The organism is Pseudomonas sp. GW821-FHT01E05 (assembly GCF_059422425.1).
The window spans coordinates 392643-411746 of record NZ_JBWKWW010000001.1; the positions used below are offsets into that span (position 1 = coordinate 392643).

The 19104-nt window shown below is 58.0% G+C and carries 19 protein-coding genes; 10 read left to right on the plus strand and 9 right to left on the minus strand.

The genetic code is table 11. From position 1 onward, the window contains the following. Positions 1-18 precede the first annotated feature (18 nt). From AC07W5_RS01960 to AC07W5_RS01980, 5 genes are all read right to left on the minus strand, one after another. On the minus strand, positions 19-336 hold the full coding sequence (locus AC07W5_RS01960) for a DUF2388 domain-containing protein (protein WP_494990805.1): 318 nt from the start codon (positions 334-336) through the stop codon (positions 19-21). Between the two features lie 69 nt (positions 337-405). Further along, positions 406-855 (minus strand): NfeD family protein, encoded by a 450-nt coding sequence (locus tag AC07W5_RS01965; RefSeq protein ID WP_494990804.1) that lies wholly within the window; start codon positions 853-855, stop codon positions 406-408. Between the two features lie 10 nt (positions 856-865). Further along, entirely contained in the window at positions 866-1786 is a 921-nt protein-coding gene (locus AC07W5_RS01970) for an SPFH domain-containing protein (RefSeq protein WP_494990803.1), read from the minus strand. Between the two features lie 141 nt (positions 1787-1927). Further along, complete coding sequence (tfpB, locus tag AC07W5_RS01975) at positions 1928-3709, minus strand: type IV pilus assembly ATPase TfpB (protein ID WP_495022689.1); 1782 nt, start codon at positions 3707-3709, stop codon at positions 1928-1930. A 140-nt stretch (positions 3710-3849) separates the two neighbouring features. Further along, on the minus strand, positions 3850-4188 hold the full coding sequence (locus tag AC07W5_RS01980; protein WP_494990801.1) for an ACT-like domain-containing protein: 339 nt from the start codon (positions 4186-4188) through the stop codon (positions 3850-3852). 126 nt (positions 4189-4314) lie between these two features. Between AC07W5_RS01980 and AC07W5_RS01985 the strand changes: the two genes are divergently transcribed. Then, entirely contained in the window at positions 4315-4779 is a 465-nt protein-coding gene (locus AC07W5_RS01985; protein ID WP_494990800.1) for an Lrp/AsnC family transcriptional regulator, read from the plus strand. Between the two features lie 120 nt (positions 4780-4899). Here the strand turns inward: AC07W5_RS01985 and AC07W5_RS01990 are convergent, their stop codons facing one another. Continuing rightward, a complete protein-coding gene (locus AC07W5_RS01990; protein ID WP_494990799.1) occupies positions 4900-6267 on the minus strand; it encodes a CYTH domain-containing protein in 1368 nt (455 codons plus the stop codon). 157 nt (positions 6268-6424) lie between these two features. Here AC07W5_RS01990 and argE point away from each other — a divergent pair, with 157 nt between their 5' ends. The 9 genes from argE (at position 6425) to AC07W5_RS02035 (ending at position 15649) form a co-directional block, all read left to right on the plus strand. Next, on the plus strand, positions 6425-7573 hold the full coding sequence (argE, locus tag AC07W5_RS01995) for an acetylornithine deacetylase (protein WP_494990798.1): 1149 nt from the start codon (positions 6425-6427) through the stop codon (positions 7571-7573). 160 nt (positions 7574-7733) lie between these two features. Beyond that, complete coding sequence (gene argA / locus AC07W5_RS02000) at positions 7734-9032, plus strand: amino-acid N-acetyltransferase (RefSeq protein WP_495022690.1); 1299 nt, start codon at positions 7734-7736, stop codon at positions 9030-9032. 555 nt (positions 9033-9587) lie between these two features. Continuing rightward, positions 9588-10916, plus strand: a complete 1329-nt coding sequence (locus AC07W5_RS02005; RefSeq protein ID WP_495022691.1) for an OprD family porin — start codon at positions 9588-9590, stop codon at positions 10914-10916. A gap of 155 nt (positions 10917-11071) precedes the next feature. After that, positions 11072-11710, plus strand: coding sequence for a peroxiredoxin (locus tag AC07W5_RS02010; RefSeq protein WP_495022692.1), 639 nt, complete (start codon positions 11072-11074; stop codon positions 11708-11710). A gap of 349 nt (positions 11711-12059) precedes the next feature. Then, entirely contained in the window at positions 12060-12653 is a 594-nt protein-coding gene (gene ssuE / locus AC07W5_RS02015; RefSeq protein ID WP_495010392.1) for an NADPH-dependent FMN reductase, read from the plus strand. 89 nt (positions 12654-12742) lie between these two features. Next, on the plus strand, positions 12743-13711 hold the full coding sequence (locus AC07W5_RS02020; protein ID WP_495022693.1) for a sulfonate ABC transporter substrate-binding protein: 969 nt from the start codon (positions 12743-12745) through the stop codon (positions 13709-13711). Positions 13712-13799: 88 nt separating this feature from the next. Continuing rightward, a complete protein-coding gene (gene ssuC, locus AC07W5_RS02025) occupies positions 13800-14588 on the plus strand; it encodes an aliphatic sulfonate ABC transporter permease SsuC (protein ID WP_495022694.1) in 789 nt (262 codons plus the stop codon). Beyond that, positions 14585-15391 carry an aliphatic sulfonates ABC transporter ATP-binding protein gene (gene ssuB, locus AC07W5_RS02030; protein ID WP_495022695.1) on the plus strand — a complete coding sequence of 269 codons (807 nt, stop codon included), beginning with the start codon at positions 14585-14587 and terminating at the stop codon, positions 15389-15391. Before ssuC ends, ssuB begins: the two co-directional genes overlap by 4 nt. A gap of 42 nt (positions 15392-15433) precedes the next feature. After that, entirely contained in the window at positions 15434-15649 is a 216-nt protein-coding gene (locus AC07W5_RS02035) for a TOBE domain-containing protein (protein WP_419113863.1), read from the plus strand. A gap of 209 nt (positions 15650-15858) precedes the next feature. Here the strand turns inward: AC07W5_RS02035 and AC07W5_RS02040 are convergent, their stop codons facing one another. The 3 genes from AC07W5_RS02040 to AC07W5_RS02050 form a co-directional block, all read right to left on the minus strand. Beyond that, positions 15859-16491 (minus strand): TetR/AcrR family transcriptional regulator, encoded by a 633-nt coding sequence (locus AC07W5_RS02040; RefSeq protein ID WP_495010388.1) that lies wholly within the window; start codon positions 16489-16491, stop codon positions 15859-15861. 92 nt (positions 16492-16583) lie between these two features. Further along, on the minus strand, positions 16584-17336 hold the full coding sequence (locus AC07W5_RS02045; RefSeq protein ID WP_494990788.1) for a carbonic anhydrase: 753 nt from the start codon (positions 17334-17336) through the stop codon (positions 16584-16586). Positions 17337-17580: 244 nt separating this feature from the next. Next, positions 17581-18957: a glutamine synthetase family protein gene (locus AC07W5_RS02050; RefSeq protein WP_495010387.1), complete on the minus strand. Its 1377-nt coding sequence runs from the start codon at positions 18955-18957 to the stop codon at positions 17581-17583. Between the last annotated feature and the right edge of the window lie 147 nt (positions 18958-19104).

Below are 19104 nucleotides of genomic sequence, written 5' to 3' on the forward strand. Positions count from 1 at the left end.
ACTCAGCGCAGCAGTGGATCACTCTTGGGCAACCGCATTCTTCGCCAGAATCGCGTTGGCCAGTTCCATATCGGTGGCCTGCAAGCCTGGGTTGTCGGCGCGGACCTTGCGCATCGCGGCTTCCAGATACGGGCCGCGAATACCGCCGTCGCTGGCGACGAAGCTGCCGGCGTCATCCTGGGCGGCGACGATCAGCTTGTGGTCCTTGAACGTCAGGTAGGTGGAGGCGGTGGTCGCACCTGAGGAAATGACATCCCGCAAGAAGTCGTCGGCCATTGCCGAACAGACAGGAAGGGACAGCAGGGCCAAGGTGGCGACGGCTAATTTGAAACGCATGGTGGGTGACTCCGACTGGGTTATCTGAGGCGTTTGATACTCGATAGCCCAACGGAGTTCCGTGACCCATCAATCGATGCGTTCCACCTCAATGATGACCCCTTCCTGCCCGATCACCCGAACACGGGTGCCGACTGGCGCGTCCGGTCCTTTGGCCATCCAGAAGCCGTCGGCGACCTTGATCTTGCCTCGCCCCCCGACAATCGCTTCATGCACCACGAAGGTTTTACCTATCAGCTCTTGAGCACGAAGATTGAGGGTTGGCTGATCACTGGCTCTGACGGCACTGCGCTGGCGTCTCCACCAATACAACACCGTCAGCACCGATAGCAGGCCGAACAACAGCAATTGCACTTCCCACGACAGGTCTGGAATCAAGAAGGTCAACACGCCGACTGCGGCAGCGGCGATGCCAACCCAGAGTAAATAACCGCCAGCGCCGAACACTTCGAAAATCAACAGAATGGTGCCCAACGCCAGCCAGTCCCAGAACGACACATACTGCAGGAATGCCCACATAGGTCGCGCCTCAGGCTTTTTTACTGTCGAACGTGGCTTTGACGATTTCGCCGATGCCGCCGACCGCACCGATCACCTGGCTGGCTTCCAGCGGCATCAGAACGACTTTGCTGTTGTTGGCCGACGCCAGTTTGCCCAGCGCATCGATATACTTTTGCGCGACGAAGTAGTTGATCGCCTGCACGTTACCGGTAGCGATTGCTTCGGAAACCACCTGAGTGGCACGGGCTTCGGCTTCGGCTTGCCGCTCGCGGGCTTCGGATTCGAGGAACGCTGCCTGACGGGCACCTTCGGCTTCGAGGATCTGTGCCTGCTTTTTACCTTCCGCCGTCAGAATCGCCGACGCCCGCAGACCTTCGGCTTCGAGGATTTGGGCGCGCTTGATCCGCTCGGCTTTCATCTGCCCGGACATGGCCGCCATCAGGTCCGCGGGCGGGCTGATGTCCTTGATCTCGATCCGGGTGATCTTGATGCCCCACGGCGCCGTGGCTTCGTCGACGGTACGCAGCAGTTTCTCGTTGATGGCGTCTCGCTGGCTGAGCATCGCGTCCAGCTCCATCGAGCCGAGGACGGTACGGATGTTGGTCTGCAACAGGTTGCGGATGGCATGCTCGAGATTGTTCACCTCGTAGGCGGCCTGGGCCGTGTTGACCACCTGGAAGAAGCACACGGCATCGATTTGCACGGTAGCGTTGTCGGAGGTGATGACTTCCTGCGGCGGGATGTCCAGCACGCTTTCCATCACGTTCATCTTGCGGCCGATGCGGTCCATGATCGGAATGATGATGTTCAGTCCCGGTTTCAAGGTATTGGTGTAGCGGCCGAAGCGCTCGACCGTCCACTGATAGCCCTGCGGAACCACCTTGACGCCCATGAACACAATAGCGATGGCCAGGCCGACGAAGAGTAAAAGCACGTTACCAATCTGCATACCATCTCCCTGTTCACATTTTGATCAATGAGGTCGCAATGAGCAGAGTGTAGCGGCGTGGGGCGAGCATAAGAGTCGATTAGGGCTGCTTGCATCATCAGGAGACATAAAAGGGTTCATTTCGGTTTGGCGATGCGTCGGTTATTTCTGCTCACTCTGCGGTGTCACACGCAAGACTTCCTCAATCGTGGTCAACCCGGCGGCAACTTTCTGCGCACCGGACAGGCGCAGGCTGCGCATGCCTTCCTTGAACGCTTGGTGACGCACGGCCAGCAGATCGGTGTCAGGGCTGATCAGTGCTTTGACGTTGTCGCTCAGTAACATGATTTCGTAGACCCCGGCGCGCCCCCGGTAACCGGTGTCGCGGCATTCCAGGCATCCGATGGCCTGTTGGGCATTGGTCGGCAATGGCGCTTGCCAGGGTTTGGTCAGGGTTTGCCAATCGTCCTCACCCAGGCTCAGCGGCGCTTTGCAGTGCGGGCAAAGGGTGCGAACCAGACGCTGGGCCATGACCCCGAGCACGGTGGCTTTGATCAGGTAATGCGGCACACCGAGCTCCAATAAGCGGCTCATGGCGCTGGGTGCGTCGTTGGTATGCAGCGTCGACAGAACCAAATGCCCGGTGAGTGCCGCCTGGATCGCCATTTCGGCGGTCTCCAGATCGCGGATTTCGCCGATCATGATGATGTCCGGGTCTTGCCGCATCAGTGCCCGCACGCCGCTGGCAAAGGTCAGGTCGATGTTGTGCTGAACCTGCATCTGGTTGAACGCCGGTTCGACCATCTCGATCGGGTCTTCGATGGTGCAGAGGTTGACCTCGGGCGTCGCCAGTTTTTTCAGCGTGGTGTAGAGCGTGGTGGTTTTACCCGAACCGGTGGGGCCGGTGACCAGGATGATGCCGTTGGGCTGGCGGGTCATGTCTTGCCAGCGGCGCAGGTCTTCGGTGGAGAAACCCAGCTGGTCGAAGTCCTTGAGCAGTACTTCGGGATCGAAAATCCGCATGACCATCTTTTCGCCAAAGGCCGTGGGTAGCGTCGACAGCCGCAACTCGACCTCACCGCCCTCCGGGGTCTTGGTCTTGACTCGACCGTCCTGGGGTTTACGTTTTTCTGCAACATTCATTCGGCCCAGGCTTTTCAGGCGGCTGACGATGGCCATGGTCACTTGCGGTGGGAATTGATAGACGTTGTGCAGCACGCCGTCGATGCGAAAGCGTACGGTGCCTTGCTCGCGACGGGGTTCGATGTGGATATCACTGGCGCGTTGCTGGAAGGCGTACTGGAACAGCCAGTCGACGATGTTGACGATGTGCGCGTCGTTGGCATCGGGCTCCTGATCACTGGCGCCGAGGTTTAGCAACTGTTCGAAGTTGCCCAGGGTGTTCATTTTTTGATCAGAATTGTTGGCGCCGCTGACTGACTTGGCCAACCGATAAAACTCCACGGTAAAGCGCTGGATGTCCGCCGGGTTGGCCACCACGCGTTTGATCGGCAGCTTCAAGACGTGGGTCAGATCGGCCTCCCAGGCGTTGACGTAGGGCTGCGCGCTGGCCACGGTTACTGCATCGCGATCGATCGAAACAGCAAGAATCTTGTGGCGTTGGGCGAAGGCATAGGACATCAGCGGGGTAATGCTCGCGACGTTTATCTTCAGCGGGTCGATGCGCAAATAAGGCTGATCGGCCTGCTGTGCAAGCCACAAGGTGAGGCTTTCCAGGTCAAGCCGTTTACCAGGTCGGCTGAAGTCGCCCAGGTGTTGGCTGGCGAGGAACTCCAGCGGGTGGAGCTGGTTGTGGGCGGTATTGCGTCGGGTGGTCAATGCGTGTTCGGCCGAGTCCTGGCTGATAAAGCCCTGAGCGACCAGATCACGCAGCAGATCGTTGAGATCCAGCCAGCGGTCCTGAGCTAGGAGGGGAACGGACATGCGGGCTCCTTTTGAACGATCTTGCAATTAGCGGTTTAGAGGTGTGCGCCTCTGATCACAGATCGCCAAGAATAGTCCCCGGATGAGCCGTCCGTTTGGCCGTTGCCTGACCAAGCATTGCGAGCTTTTGCTGACTGCTCCTAGCTGGCCGCCTGTGCGGGATGAACCCATGAAGAATCAGCGGGTTGCAGATCCACCGAGCAAACGCTGATCAAGTTACGCAATTTTTCTGCGATCACTTGGGCGCGGTGCCAGCTCAACCCGTCGAGCACCACATCAATCGATAGCAAGTCGTTCTGTTGCAATACGTTGACCTGCTGCGGAACCAGAAACTGCAAGGCGAAATGATTGAGCACCCGGCACAGCAGATCCGGTTCGGCTTCAGCGAGCAGCTGATAGTGCACGCGGCAATGGGCGTTACTGACGTTCCAGACATCGGCGCGGCTTGGGGCGGTGCTGACAGCTTCGAGAGGGGGCATGGTCGTTCTCCAAAATAACCGGAGAAATTTTTACATGCGGTTCGGGGTATTTCTTATCTATGATTGGGTTGATTGGTCATAAATTGAATTAAGTATTTCGCTTTTATTTACTTTGAGGGTTTTTTTATGCATAGCGAACTGGACGCTTATGACCGACGGATTTTGGCATTGCTCCAGGAGGACGCTTCGCTTTCAAGTGCACAGATTGCCGAACGGGTCGGGCTGTCGCAGTCGCCGTGCTGGCGACGGATTCAGCGACTCAAGGAGGAGGGCGTAATTCGAGGGCAAGTGACTTTGCTTGATCGCAAGAAGATCGGTCTCAACACGCAGATTTTTGCCGAGGTCAAGCTCAACGCCCACGGTCGTTCCAACTTCACCGAATTTACCGAGGCGATTCGTGGCTTTCCGGAAGTATTGGAGTGCTATGTGTTGATGGGGGCAGTGGACTTTTTGCTGCGCATCGTGACGGCGGATATCGAGGCGTATGAGCGCTTCTTTTTCGAGAAACTGTCGATGGTGCCGGGGATTCAGGAGGTCAACTCGATCGTGGCCTTGTCCGAAATCAAGTCCACGACGAGTTTGCCGGTGTAGGGGGGGCGAGATCGCTCCCACGCTCCCGCGTGGGAATGCCGCAGGACGCTCTGCGTCCGCTTTTTGATGTGACGCAGAGCGTCACGGGATGCATTCCTTTGCTGCGCGTGGGAACGATCATCACATACGCAGAAGAGTCTTCCAGGCACGGTTCTGGAACACGGCAATCGCCTGCTGCTTGCGGGCATCGAGCGCTTCATCGGTGATGGGCTCATTGGCCAGTTGCTGCAACTGTTTCAGCTCACCGTAGAGGCGATCCGTTTCCGGGATCTCCAGCACGCCACGAGCCAGGTGCAGCCAGGCCTGGATGCGTTCGATACGCGGCAATTGCTCGGCCAGGTCTTCCGGTTGTTGCTGATAACGCGGCAGTTGCAGGGCGACGGCTTCTTCGGCCAGCAGGCGCGGCAACCAGTTGCCCAGTTGCGCAGCACCCTGGCGATTGCCCCGGGTGTTGCGGTCGGCGGCCCAGGTGCGGGCCAGCAACCAGCGCGAGGCGTTCAGCGAGAACAGGCCCCAGCGAACGTCTTCCAGTTCTTCAGCGAATTGCTCCGGTGCGGCTTTGCGCACGTCTTCGTCCTCCTGACCGGCTTGCACCAGCGGGCGCCAGTCTTCCAGCAACGCATCGAGCGAGGCCCGCAGGTCGTGGGTCGATTGACGCGGTGCGGCCTGGCCGAGGCTGCCTATCAGCGCGCGCAATTCGGCGAGGTTTTCTACCCAATCCTGCAGCAGACGCCAGTGGCCATTGAAACGGTATTGCTCGGCCAGGCGCTGGCTGCTGCTCAGCAAGTGCCAGCTCAATGCAGCGAACGCGTCGTCCAGCGGCAGTTCAGCGGACAGTTGCGCAGGGGGCAGGCTCAACGAATAGCTGTTGGCGTCGAACAGGCGATAGCCACGCTCGGCCTTGCTGATATCGCACGGCATCAGGGCCAGAGTGGCGGCCAGTTCGGCAGCCAGTTCCAGCAGGGCAGCCGGTTCGCCTTCGCGCAGTTCCAGTTCCAGTTCGCAGATTTCTTCTTTCTGCTTGCCAGCGATGACGTGGCCCAGGTCCAGCGCGGCTTCGATGACCACTTTGGTCTTGCCACGGCCCCAGGCGATTTCGGCGCGTTCGCGGACGAAATCGGTGGTGAAGATTGGCTTGAGGGTCTTTTTGTCCAGCTCGGCCAGTTGCTCAGGCCAGCATTCGCCGTCGAGTTTTTTCACGTCGAGCTTGGCTTTTGGCAGGTGCCAGTCGTACTCGTTACGCTCGGACAGGCCGGCGATGCTTTGACCACGGGTCTTGAGGGTCTGGATCACTTCTTCGCCATCACGACGCAGGCGCAGGGCAACCTTGGCACGGGCCAGGTCACGCTCCGGCGTGTCGAAGTACTGGTTCATCAGTTCACGGCGTTCCCAGCCACTTTTGTTGCGTTTTTTCAGTAACGGATGCTCGCGCAGGGCAGCGAGGGTTTCGCGGCTGACGCGGAGTTTGATTTCGGTTTCTTTCTGCATGGCCGGAAAATCCAGGATCGGGAGCGCAGCCGGGGAATGTGTGGCTGCCAAGGCCGAGCAGTGTACAGGACTCGTCGACTCGACGTGCCGCGGCGGTTTATTCCATGACGCGGATGGTTCTATGATGAGGTTCTTCTAGGGAGTCAGGAGTCAGCGCATGTCTTTGCCATCCATGAAAGATCAGTTTGCTGCGCTGATCGCCGCGCCGTCGGTCAGTTGTACCCAGCCGAGTCTGGATCAATCCAATCGCGCGGTGATCGACCTGTTGGCGACCTGGCTCGGCGATCTGGGTTTTGCCTGCGACATTCAGCAGGTCAGCCCCGGCAAGTTCAATCTGCTCGCCAGTTTTGGCAGCGGCCCCGGCGGCCTGGTGCTGGCCGGGCACAGCGACACGGTGCCGTTCGACGGCGCGCTGTGGCAGACCGATCCGCTGAAACTGACCGAAGTCGACGGTCGCTGGGTTGGCCTGGGCAGTTGCGACATGAAGGGCTTTTTTGCGCTGGCCATCGAAGCAGTGCTGCCGCTGCTGGACAAGCCGTTCAAGCAACCATTGCTGATCCTCGCCACCTGCGACGAAGAAAGCTCCATGGCTGGCGCCCGTGCGCTGGCTGCAGCCGGTCGACCGCTTGGGCGAGCAGCAGTGATCGGCGAGCCGACCGGGCTCAAACCGATTCGTCTGCACAAAGGCGTGATGATGGAGCGCATCGATATTCTCGGACAAAGTGGCCATTCATCAGACCCGAGCCTGGGCCACAGCGCCCTCGAAGCCATGCATGACGCCATCGGCGAATTGAGAGGGCTGCGACTGCTTTGGCAGCGCGAGTACCGCAATCCGCAGTTCAGCGTGCCGCAGCCGACCCTGAATTTTGGTTGCATCCACGGCGGTGACAACCCGAACCGGATTTGCGGCCAGTGCTCGCTGGAGTTCGACCTGCGGCCCTTGCCAGGCATGGACCCGAGTGTCTTGCGCGCAGCGATCCGGCAGAAGCTTGAGCCGATAGCCGAGTGGCATAAGGTGAAGATTGATTACGCGCCGTTATTCCCCGAAGTGCCGCCTTTCGAGCAGGCTGAAGATTGCGAATTGGTCCGGGTCGCGGAAAGACTCACGGGCCATCTCGCCGAAGCAGTAGCGTTTGGCACCGAAGCACCTTATCTTCAGCGCCTTGGCTGCGAGACGCTGGTGCTCGGCCCGGGCGACATTGCCTGCGCTCACCAACCTGGGGAATACCTCGAAATGTCACGCTTGCAGCCTACCGTGCATCTACTACGTCAATTGATCGAACATTATTGCCTGATCCCGGCTTAGTGGTCCGCACCGGCCACCCAGTAAATCGCCGATGATCAAGGCCGTATCTATAAGGAGAGCTCGCGTGTCGCCAAGCCTGTTCCGACGATAACCAACAGCCCGCTGTGCGTTTTCTGTTTCGTCCCTTTTTCGGCTGCTTTTTATTACAGGCGCTGGTTTTATGCCCGAATACGTCAATTGGCTTCGTCACGCTTCTCCGTACATCAACGCCCACCGCGATTGCACCTTTGTCGTCATGCTGCCCGGCGATGGGGTCGAGCATCCGAACTTCGGCAATATCGTCCACGACCTGGTGTTGTTGCACAGCCTGGGGGTACGGCTGGTACTGGTTCATGGTTCGCGTCCGCAAATTGAAACCCGTCTCGCTGCCCGAGGCCTGACCCCGCATTACCATCATGGCCTGCGCATCACCGATGCGGCGACTCTGGAGTGCGTCATCGATGCGGTCGGCCAGCTGCGGATCGCCATTGAAGCGCGCCTGTCCATGGACTTGGCCGCTTCGCCGATGCAGGGCTCGCGCCTGCGGGTGGCGGGCGGCAATCTGGTGACTGCCCGGCCGATCGGCGTGCTTGAAGGTGTCGACTTTCACCACACTGGCGAAGTGCGTCGGGTAGACCGCAAGGGCATCAACCGTCTGCTGGATGAGCGTTCAATCGTTCTGCTTTCGCCTTTGGGTTATTCGCCGACCGGGGAAATCTTCAACCTGGCCTGCGAAGACGTCGCTACCCGCGCCGCCATCGACCTGGGCGCCGATAAACTGCTGCTGTTCGGTGCCGATCCTGGCCTGATCGATGAAAACGGCAGGTTGGTGCGCGAGCTGCGTCCGCAGCAGGTGCCGGCGCATTTGCAACGCCTGGGCGGCAACTATCAGGCTGAATTACTGGATGCGGCGGCTGAAGCCTGTCGTGGCGGCGTGGGCCGTAGCCATATTGTCAGCTACGCTGAAGACGGCGCGTTGCTGACCGAACTCTTCACCCGTGACGGTGGCGGTACGCTGGTCGCGCAAGAGCAATTCGAGTTGGTGCGTGAAGCGGCCATTGAAGACGTCGGCGGTCTGCTGGATCTGATCAGCCCGCTGGAAGAGCAGGGCATTCTGGTTCGCCGTTCCCGTGAAGTGCTGGAACGCGAGATCGAGCAGTTCAGCGTGGTCGAGCGCGAAGGGATGATTATCGCGTGTGCAGCGCTGTATCAGATTGCCGATTCGGATGCGGGGGAACTGGCTTGCCTGGCGGTGAACCCGGAATACCGCCATGGTGGTCGCGGTGATGAATTGCTGGAACGGATCGAGACCCGCGCTCGGGCTCGGGGGCTGAAAACCTTGTTCGTGCTGACTACACGTACCGCGCACTGGTTCCGCGAGCGCGGCTTTGTGCCAAGCAGTGTCGAGCGCCTGCCCTCGGCACGGGCCTCGCTGTACAACTATCAGCGTAATTCCAAGATTTTCGAAAAGACTCTGTAACCTGATGAGCTTAGACTTCGCTCCGGGCACTGACAGATCGCAGGTTGCGCCTGTTCTTACAGGGGAATGCGCCGATCAGCTCCGCCGTTTTTGCTGCCCGTTGCAGTGTTTACCGGACGGGCGGTAAAAAATAACATCGATATACAAACTGTAACAATTTGACGGGAAGATGCACGTTTGGCCATGATAGCGTCGCCTATTTGATCGTGATTGACGTATGAAGAATACGCGAGCCCGAATTGGTCTAAATAAGCGGTTGAAAATACCATTTAGGAATTAGCTCGTAGGCCGATACCTCTGCATCCGGTTCGGTTGAGGCGGGTTGAGCTATATTCCCGAATCGTATGAAAAATGAATAAACAATTCTTTTTGGGCTTATGAGAAATTCATTAACCTGAACGGATCAAACACTGCGATTAGACCAAGGTCGTAGACGCGACTGCTTACGATTGACTTATCAGTCACGGTCTTGCACTAATCGAGCATCTGTGGCAAACGGGGCGCTAGACCCTGGACCAAAGTGCACAAAAAATTAGAAACGTAGAGGAGCGAAACATGAATAAGTCCACCTTAGCCCTGGCTGTGGCCGTAGGGGTTTTGGCGCAGCAGGCAGGCGCCGCGGGTTTCATCGAAGACAGCAAGGCGAGCCTCAGTTCCCGGACCATGTATTTCGACAATGACAATCGCGCCGGTAAAGCTGACCAGCGCGAGGCGGCTCAGGGTTTCAAATTCGATTATCTGTCCGGATTCACCCAAGGGACTGTTGGCTTTGGTTTTGATGCCCAAGCGCTGGTTGGCATCCATCTGGATGGCGGTAGAGGTCATCACCCGGACAGCAATACGTTCGTGCCAAGCGATAGCGATGGCTCAGCAGTGCACGAATGGAGCCGTCTGGCCGGGAACGTCAAAGCGCGTTACTCCAAGACCGAGGCTCACCTGGGTGGTGCTCTGGCACCGAACCTGCCGATCCTGATAGCAAACGACAGTCGTCTGCTGCCCCAGACCTTTGAAGGTGGCACCATCACCTCCAAGGAAATCGACGGTGTGACCTTTAACGCAGGTCAGCTCGAACACGCAACGGGTCGTGCTTCGAGTAACGCCACTGGCCTGGCGGTTGCGGGCGGTACCGAGGCCAGCAACAAGTTCCTTTATGGCGGCGCTGACTGGAAAGTCACCAAAGACCTTACCCTGCAGTACTACTACGCGAACCTGGAAGACTACTACAAGCAGAACTTCCTGGGCCTGGTGCACGTCCTGCCGATCGGTACCGACCAGTCCTTCAAGACGGATGTTCGCTATTTCGACAGCAGGTCCGACGGCAAGAACGGCGATCCGGGCTTTCAGTTCAACAACAACGGTGGTTTCGCCAAGACCCCGGGCCAGGTCGATAACAAGACCTGGAGCGCTATGTTCACCTACACCTTGGGCGGTAACGCCTTCCTGTTGGGTCATCAGCGCGTCAACGATAGCGGCGGCTTCGTCTGGTTGAACCAGGCTAACGTGGTCAATGGCAACGGTGTTAATGAAGGTGCCGGTGGCTCGAGCTTCTACCTGTTCACTGACGCCACGGTCGGCCAGTTTGCCCGTGCCGGTGAAAACACTACCTTCGGTCAGTACTCCTATGACTTCGCCAAGCTGGGTGTTCCGGGCTTGAAAACCTCGGTTGCCTACTTGCATGGCGACAACATCAAAGCCAAGAACGGCACTGGCAGTGACCAGTCCGAGTGGGAAACCGACCTGCGTGTGGATTACACCATCCAGGAGGGCGCTCTCAAAGGCTTCGGCACGACCTTGCGACATGGCACTTACCGTGGCAACGCCGAGGGTATCGACGCCCAGGACCAGACCCGTCTGATCTTCAACTACACCTACAGCTTCATGTAATCGGCTTCAGAAAAAGGTCTCGCCTAATGGCGAGACCTTTTTTTTGTATTTTTTTTAATATTCCCAGCGGGTATAAGTTTAATTATTTTTATTCTTTTTAATTTTCATCGCAGGCAAGCAAAGTAGGCTCATCACGCACGCAATGGAGCAGCATCATGAGCCTCAGACTTGGCGACATCGCCCCCGATTTTGAACAGGACTCCAGCGCCGGCACGATTCGTTTTCACCAGTGGCTGGGTGACAGCTGGGGCGTGCTGTTTTCCCATCCAGCGGACTTCACCCCGGTTTGCACCACGGAGCTCGGTTTCACCGCCAGGCTGAACGACGAATTCGCCAAGCGCGGCGTCAAGGCGATTGCCCTGTCAGTCGACCCGGTGGACTCGCACCACAAGTGGATCGAAGACATCAACGAAACCCAGAACACCCTCGTCAACTTCCCAATCCTCGCCGACGCTGATCGCAAGGTCTGCGACCTCTACGACCTGATCCATCCCAATGCCAACGACACCCTGACCGTGCGTTCGCTGTTCGTCATCGACCCGAACAAAAAGGTGCGCCTGAGCATTACCTATCCGGCCAGCACCGGGCGTAATTTCAATGAGATTTTGCGGGTGATCGATTCGCTGCAGCTCACCGACAACTACAAAGTGGCCACGCCGGCCAATTGGCAGGACGGTGATGAAGTGGTGATCGTGCCATCGCTCAAGGATGAGGACGAGATCAAAAAACGCTTCCCGAAAGGCTACCGCGCGGTGAAACCGTATCTGCGACTGACGCCGCAGCCTAATCGATAAGGCTCACCACTTTCTGCGCGGCTGAAATCGCATCGCGAGCAAGCCCGCTCCCACACTTGATCGGGGTCAGACGCACTTTCCATATTCACCACAGATTTAATGTGGGAGCGGGCTTGCTCGCGATGGCGGACTGACAGTCGCGGCAAATCTCAAGGTTCACAAGCAAGGGTTTCAGGCCGTTTCGACCGCCTGTTTTTTTGTCTGGAGGAATGTTTTTCGCATATGCGCTTATGGAATAAACAAATGAATAAATAAGATTTATAGATATATAAATCACCTGTTATGGTCTGTTCATCTTAGCGAAATCGCAGAGAGCGAATCGCCAACAACCCCCTGAGGAATTATCTGCATGCTGGTCGTCTCACTCGGTGGAAGTCCCAGCCAGCGCTCCCGTTCCGGAGTGTTGCTGGACCACTCCAAACGCTGGTTACAGCAGCAAGGCGTGGAGGTGGTGAGTTATCAGGTACGGGACTTCCCGGCCGAAGACTTGCTCCACGCACGCTTCGATAGCCCGAAGGTGAGCGACCTGCTGCAACAGATTGAAAACGCCGATGGTCTGCTGATCGCCACGCCGGTTTACAAAGCGTCGTTCTCCGGCGCACTGAAGACTGTGCTCGATCTGTTGCCGGAGCGCGCACTGAGCCACAAGGTCGTGTTGCCCATGGCCACTGGCGGCAGCATCGCTCACATGCTGGCAGTGGATTACGCGCTTAAACCGGTGCTGTCGGCACTGAAGGCTGAGGAAATGCTTCACGGGATTTTCGCCGAAGACAGCCAGATCGCTTATGGCGAAGGCAGCGCTCAGGCGCAATTGGTGCCGGTACTGGAAGAACGCCTGAGCGAAGCGCTGGAGCAGTTTTATAGCGCCATGGCACGGCGGCCGAAACCGCTGGACCCGAGTCTGTTGAACGACCGTTTGTTGAGTGCTCGCTGGAGCATTTAAGCCTCACCGGAATTTGAAGTACCCACCTTACTCAGCCGCTAACGGCCAAGCAGGTGCAGCCAAAAACCAACAGCAAAAAGGAGAGCGCTATGCGCACTGTCATTTTGCGTCGTGGTCTGGTCGCTCTGTTTGCTGCGGCTGTGTCCTTCGGCGTTATCACTCAAGCTCAAGCAGCCGAGACCTTGCGTATCGGCTATCAGAAATACGGCACCCTGGTGCTGCTCAAGGCCAAAGGCACGCTGGAGAAACGCCTCGCCGCTCAAGGTGTCGACGTGCAATGGACTGAATTCCCCGGTGGCCCGCAACTGCTCGAAGGGCTGAACGTCGGCTCCATCGATTTCGGCGTGACCGGCGAAACGCCTCCGGTGTTCGCTCAGGCGGCCGGTGCCGATCTGCTTTACGTGGCTTATGAGCCGCCAGCGCCGACCAGCGAAGCGATCCTCGTCCCGAAAGACTCGCCGATCAAATCGGTGAAAGACCTCAAAGGCAAAAAGGTCGTCCTCAATAAAGGCTCCAACGTTCATTACCTATTGGTCCGCGCCCTCGAAGACGCCGGTCTGAAGTACACCGACATTCAGACTGTATTCCTGCCGCCGGCCGATGCCCGCGCCGCGTTCGAGCGTGGCAGTGTCGATGCCTGGGTGATCTGGGACCCGTACCAGGCCGCCGCCGAACAGCAACTGCAAGCACGCACCCTGCGTGACGGCAGCGGCATCGTCGATAACCATCAGTTCTATCTGGCAACCAGGCCCTACGCCGAAAAACAACCGCAAGTGATCAAGGCGCTGGTGGAAGAGGTACGCGCAGTCGGTGAGTGGTCCAAGGCCAATCCTGAAGACGTGACCCAACAGGTTTCGCCACTGCTCGGCCTGCCTGCGGACATCACCCTGACCTCGGTGAAACGCCAGGGCTACGGCGCGTTGTTCCTCACCCCCGAGGTGGTCGCGGCTCAGCAAAAAATTGCCGACAGCTTTTACCAGCTCAAGCTGATCCCGAAACCGCTGAGCATCAAAGACGTGATCTGGACGCCACCGGCGACCGTTGCCAAAGCACCGTAACTCGAATTCCTTGGGAGACAACTCCATGAGCCTCACTATTTTGCGCTCTATCTTCCCTAAAGCTGTGTCCCAGAGCTGAGGCGTGGCCATGAAGAACAACAATATTATTCACAGCCTCGCGCCGTGGGCCTTGCCGGTGTTGTTGCTGGCGGTGTGGCAGTTGTCGGTATCGGCGGGTTGGTTGTCGACACGAATTCTGCCGGCACCGAGCGCAGTGATCGAGGCCGGTGTGAGCCTGGTCCGTAGCGGCGAAATCTGGACCCACCTGGCCATCAGCGGCTGGCGCGCGGCGGTCGGTTTCCTGATCGGTGGCGGCATCGGTCTGACCCTGGGCTTTATCACCGGTCTGTCGAAATGGGGCGAGCGCCTGCTCGACAGTTCGGTGCAGATGCTTCGCAATGTGCCGCATCTGGCGCTGATTCCGCTGGTGATTCTGTGGTTCGGCATCGATGAGTCGGCGAAGATTTTTCTGGTGGCGTTGGGCACCTTGTTCCCGATCTATCTCAACACCTATCACGGCATTCGCAACGTCGATCCGGCGCTGGTGGAAATGGCCCGCAGTTATGGCTTGTCCGGTTTTGGCCTGTTCCGTCAGGTGATTGTGCCGGGAGCGCTGCCTTCGATTCTGGTGGGTGTGCGCTTCGCGCTGGGCTTTATGTGGCTGACGTTGATCGTCGCCGAGACTATCTCCGCCAGCTCCGGAGTCGGCTATCTGGCTATGAATGCCCGGGAGTTTTTGCAGACTGACGTGGTGGTGTTGGCGATCCTGTTGTACGCGGTGCTCGGCAAATTGGCCGACCTCGCCGCCCGCGGGCTGGAGCGTGTCTGGTTGCGCTGGCATCCGGCCTATCAAGTGGTCAAGGGCGGTGCTGCATGACGGCTCAACAACCACCTCGTTTGCTGCGCGGAATTCCGTTGGCGGTGCGCAAGCTGCAAAAAACCTTCGGTCAGCGGCAAGTGCTGCGTGAGATCGATCTGCATATCCCGGCCGGTCAGTTCGTCTCAGTGGTTGGTCGCAGCGGTTGCGGGAAAAGTACCTTGCTGCGCTTGCTCGCCGGTCTCGACACTCCTACAGGCGGTGAATTGCTCGCAGGCTCGGCACCGTTGAGCGATGCGATCGAGGATACCCGTTTGATGTTCCAGGAAGCGCGTTTGCTGCCCTGGAAAAAAGTCATCGACAACGTTGGCCTCGGGCTCAAGGGCAACTGGCGGCCAAACGCACTGCAAGCGCTGGAAGCGGTCGGCCTGGCGGATCGCGCCAACGAGTGGCCGGCGGCATTGTCTGGCGGGCAGAAGCAGCGTGTTGCGCTGGCCCGCGCATTGATTCATCAACCTCGGCTGCTGTTGCTCGACGAGCCGCTGGGCGCATTGGATGCCCTGACCCGTATCGAGATGCAGCAACTGATCGAACGCCTGTGGCAGAAACACGGATTCACGGTGCTGCTGGTGACCCACGACGTCAGTGAAGCCGTGGCGATTGCCGATCGGGTGATTCTGATCGAGGAGGGCGAAATCGGCCTCGACCTGCAAGTGGAGCTTACGCGCCCTCGGGTTCGCGGCTCCCATCGGCTGGCGGCGCTGGAAACCGAAGTCCTCAACCGCGTGTTGTCGCTCCCCGGTTCGCCACCTGAACCGGAACCCGTTTCACCGTTGCCCACGCAATTGCGTTGGGCCCAGTAACCCGGTTTCAAAAAACCTCTTACCCAAACAGGAATACCGCTCATGACTATTAAAGCCATCAACGTCCGTAACCAGTTCAAAGGCACCATCAAGGAAATCGTAGAGGGTGATGTACTGTCGGAAATCGACGTGCAGACCGCCTCCGGCGTGGTCACCTCGGTGATTACCACGCGCTCGGTCAAAGAGTTGGAACTGGTGGTTGGCAGTGAAGTGATTGCTTTCGTGAAATCTACAGAGGTATCGATCGCCAAGTTGTAAGCCGTGCGCTACAGACCACCCCGAACGGCTTGAGCCCTTCGGGGTTTTTTATGCTGATTGATGACGGTAGGGGGGTTACGGATCAGGCGCACAGCGCCAACCGCCAGAGGGAATCAAGGTGCCGAGTGAAGACATGACGGCTTCATTGGCGAAAATATCCGAGGCACCAGGATAACGTTGCGTAACCTGATGCATTGATATTTCCTGTGTTACGCGTCGCGTTTGGGCAGATAGGGTGGCAGGTACAGTCCCAGATAAGCGTCGAACACCCGCATGCCTTCCTCGGCCATGCGCGCAGTGATCTGCCCGTGCTGTTGCACTGAACGGGCGTAGACGCGGTCACCCAGTTCCATGGCCAGGGCAAAGACGTCGACATCTTTGGGCAGTACCGGCAGTTCGAAATGGTGATCGAACAGTTTGTGCATCAGATCGCCCAGCTCGATGTCGTGCTGACGGTCAGCCTGGGTGACTTCGGTCAGGCCGTGCTGGGCGAGGATCAGTTGGCGGGCGGCAGCGTCTTCGCTGTAGATGCTCAACATGCGCTGTTCCACCAGTCGCGACAGGTCGCGCCAGCCGCTGAGCGATGCGTGTTCGATCGGCGCTTGCAGGCAAGCGCGAAAAGCGGCGTGGACATCGGCGGTCAGGGCTTCGAGCAGGGCAGGGACGCTGGCGAAGAAGTGATAAACCGACGACGGTGGGATCTGCACTCGTTCCGCCACGCTGTAGATCGACAGGCTGGCCACGCCCTCGGCGGCAAGCAGCGTACGGGCGGCGTCGAGTATCGAATCGATCCGGGCCTGGCTGCGTGCGCGGGGTTTGCGGATAGTGGCGGGGCGCGTCATTGAACTCTCCTACAAGGCAGCGAGCATTGTACGAGTCGGGTTCGATGTTGTCTGTATAGCGCCGTTGCCCCCTGGAGCGTACTCGCTATGGGCTAGCCACCCATTTGCACGGTCCGGCCGTTCAAGGGTTGAACGGGTCGCGCATTCATTGGGTAAAGCTCCCGAAACGCATCCAGCTGGGTTCGGGACAACGCAACGGGAGTCGTCAGGACATGCCAGCGCACATTTTCGCTGCAAGGCGGAGTGGTCAAGGAGCCCATGTAGGCATAGTAATCACGTTTTTCGGGTAGCAAGTCTGCAATGCTCTGATTGTCCAGGGTCTTCGTTGCGCCCACTACGTCTGGCATTGCTGCAAGGATGGGCGCCAGGGCCGGGTTATGCGCACCTTCCTCGAAAAGAATGGCAACGACGGCGAGTTCGCCTGATTGATTGCGGTGAACCAGGTGCGCGACCATGGGAAAGGCACGGCCCTGTATTTTTTCTTCACTGGGACTGTGGAAGTGGAACTGTACTAATGAGTAGTTACCGGAGGCCAGTGTGATCCCGCCCGCATTCGATGGCGTGACCTGAACGGTGTGTCCATTGTTCAAAACTGCTATCGGACTGGATCGATAATCAAAAACCAGCGGTGCCAGATCTGCTTTGGCAGCATCGCGAATATCAATGGGCGATTGCACTTTTCCGAGCTTGCAGAGTTTGTAATCGGGTCGCAGCTCGCCCCAATTATCCGGGCCTGAAGGGTTGGCGTAGCTCCATTGGGGGTGCTGCTGGGACTGAGCCCACGCGGCAGAGCATAAGCTGATCCCGACAAGAGAAAAGGCCGCGCCAAGGATATGGGTTTTCATGATTGATACTCTCGAGGGGGGATGTAAAGGCAGGCTGGCAGATGATTCCTTCCGGGTTTCATCCAGACGGTAAATCCGGCGGCCTGCATTCTGGGTTTGATACGAGAGTTTTTATGTAGGTTTATGTCCTGTTCTCTTGCAGGAATAGACCTACGACTTGTGTCCTACAATCCTGCCAATAATTGCAGCCCAAAAAAAACGCCGCAGGCTTTTCGGCCGGCGGCGTTTTTTTTACTACGATCGCTTACACGGTATGCAGGTACCAGTTGTACTCGAGGTCGGAGATCGAGTGTTCGAACTCCTCCAGCTCGCTCTCTTTACAGGCGACGAAGATATCGATGTATTTCGGGTCGATATAACGGGCCATGACTTCGCTGTCGTCCAGCTCGCGCAACGCGTCGCGCAGGTTGTTCGGCAGGCTCTGCTCGTTTTGCTCGTAGCTGTTGCCTTCGACCGGAGCGCCAGGTTCGATCTTGTTGGTCAGACCGTGGTGCACACCCGCCAGAACCGAAGCCATCAACAGATACGGGTTAGCGTCGGCGCCGGCAACGCGGTGCTCCAGACGTACCGCATCGGCTGAGCCTGTCGGTACGCGCAAGGCTACCGTACGGTTATCCAGGCCCCAGCACGGCGAGTTCGGCACGTAGAACTGTGCGCCGAAACGACGGTACGAGTTGACGTTCGGGCAGAGGAACGCCATTTGCGCCGGTAGGGTCTCGAGCACACCGCCGATCGCGTGACGCAGTGCGGCGTTCTGCTCGGGATCCTCACTGGCAAAGATGTTCTTGCCTTCTTTATCAAGGATCGAGATGTGTACGTGCAGACCATTACCTGCCTGGCCCGGGTAAGGCTTGGCCATGAAGGTGGTGTCCATCTCATGGTCGTAGGCGATGTTCTTGATCAGACGTTTGAGCAGTACCGCGTAATCGCACGCTTTGATCGGGTCGGCAACGTGGTGCAGGTTCACTTCGAACTGCGCCGGAGCACTTTCCTTGACGATGGCGTCGGCAGGGATGCCTTGCTCTTTGGCACCTTCCAGAATGTCCTGGAGGCAGTCGACGTATTCGTCCAGGTCGTCGATCAGGTAGACCTGGGTCGAGTGCGGACGTTTGCCGGAAATCGGCGAGCGTGGAGGTTGTGGCCGGCCATTCACGTTCTCCTGGTCGATCAGGTAGAACTCAAGTTCGAATGCGGCGCAGATGGTCAGACCCAGTTCATCGAACTTGGTCACGACTTGACGCAGGACTTCGCGTGGGTCGGCGAAGAAAGGTTCACCTTCAAGTTCGTGCATGGTCATTAACAGTTGCGCGGTAGGGCGCTTCTGCCAGGGTTCATTGCACAGGGTATCGGGGATTGGATAGCAGATTCGGTCAGCATCACCGATATCCAGACCCAGACCGGTGCTTTCCACCGTCGAGCCGTTGATATCCAGGGCAAATAAAGAGGCCGGCAGGTTGATGCCTTTCTCGTAAACCTTGTGGAGACTGGTGCGTTCAATGCGCTTGCCGCGCACCACACCATTCATATCCGCAATCAGAAGGTCAACGTACAGAACCTCAGGATGTTCCTTAAGGAACGCGTTCGCTTCGTTAAGCTGAACGGCACGCGGGGGTACCGACATGATGCAACACCTTTGTTGTTAAAAATATCAATCATTGATCTTTTCAGATTCCAGTCAACCCGAACGGCATGCCGAAGTCAAGCGAGGCCTTTTTTGCCCTCAAAAAGCGCTTGAGGAGCAGTTTTGGAGCAATTTAGGGCGTTTTTT

Coding starts and splice junctions, on each gene's coding strand:
- ssuC (WP_495022694.1), top strand. CDS start 13,800: ATGAAGAACAACAATATTATTCACAGCCTCGCGCCGTGGGCCTTGCCG.
- AC07W5_RS02050 (WP_495010387.1), bottom strand. CDS start 18,957: ATGTCGGTACCCCCGCGTGCCGTTCAGCTTAACGAAGCGAACGCGTTC.
- AC07W5_RS01985 (WP_494990800.1), top strand. CDS start 4,315: ATGCATAGCGAACTGGACGCTTATGACCGACGGATTTTGGCATTGCTC.
- ssuB (WP_495022695.1), top strand. CDS start 14,585: ATGACGGCTCAACAACCACCTCGTTTGCTGCGCGGAATTCCGTTGGCG.
- AC07W5_RS02040 (WP_495010388.1), bottom strand. CDS start 16,491: ATGACGCGCCCCGCCACTATCCGCAAACCCCGCGCACGCAGCCAGGCC.
- AC07W5_RS01960 (WP_494990805.1), bottom strand. CDS start 336: ATGCGTTTCAAATTAGCCGTCGCCACCTTGGCCCTGCTGTCCCTTCCT.
- tfpB (WP_495022689.1), bottom strand. CDS start 3,709: ATGTCCGTTCCCCTCCTAGCTCAGGACCGCTGGCTGGATCTCAACGAT.
- AC07W5_RS01965 (WP_494990804.1), bottom strand. CDS start 855: ATGTGGGCATTCCTGCAGTATGTGTCGTTCTGGGACTGGCTGGCGTTG.
- argA (WP_495022690.1), top strand. CDS start 7,734: ATGCCCGAATACGTCAATTGGCTTCGTCACGCTTCTCCGTACATCAAC.
- AC07W5_RS02005 (WP_495022691.1), top strand. CDS start 9,588: ATGAATAAGTCCACCTTAGCCCTGGCTGTGGCCGTAGGGGTTTTGGCG.
- AC07W5_RS01990 (WP_494990799.1), bottom strand. CDS start 6,267: ATGCAGAAAGAAACCGAAATCAAACTCCGCGTCAGCCGCGAAACCCTC.
- AC07W5_RS01970 (WP_494990803.1), bottom strand. CDS start 1,786: ATGCAGATTGGTAACGTGCTTTTACTCTTCGTCGGCCTGGCCATCGCT.
- argE (WP_494990798.1), top strand. CDS start 6,425: ATGTCTTTGCCATCCATGAAAGATCAGTTTGCTGCGCTGATCGCCGCG.
- ssuE (WP_495010392.1), top strand. CDS start 12,060: ATGCTGGTCGTCTCACTCGGTGGAAGTCCCAGCCAGCGCTCCCGTTCC.
- AC07W5_RS02020 (WP_495022693.1), top strand. CDS start 12,743: ATGCGCACTGTCATTTTGCGTCGTGGTCTGGTCGCTCTGTTTGCTGCG.
- AC07W5_RS02045 (WP_494990788.1), bottom strand. CDS start 17,336: ATGAAAACCCATATCCTTGGCGCGGCCTTTTCTCTTGTCGGGATCAGC.
- AC07W5_RS01980 (WP_494990801.1), bottom strand. CDS start 4,188: ATGCCCCCTCTCGAAGCTGTCAGCACCGCCCCAAGCCGCGCCGATGTC.
- AC07W5_RS02010 (WP_495022692.1), top strand. CDS start 11,072: ATGAGCCTCAGACTTGGCGACATCGCCCCCGATTTTGAACAGGACTCC.
- AC07W5_RS02035 (WP_419113863.1), top strand. CDS start 15,434: ATGACTATTAAAGCCATCAACGTCCGTAACCAGTTCAAAGGCACCATC.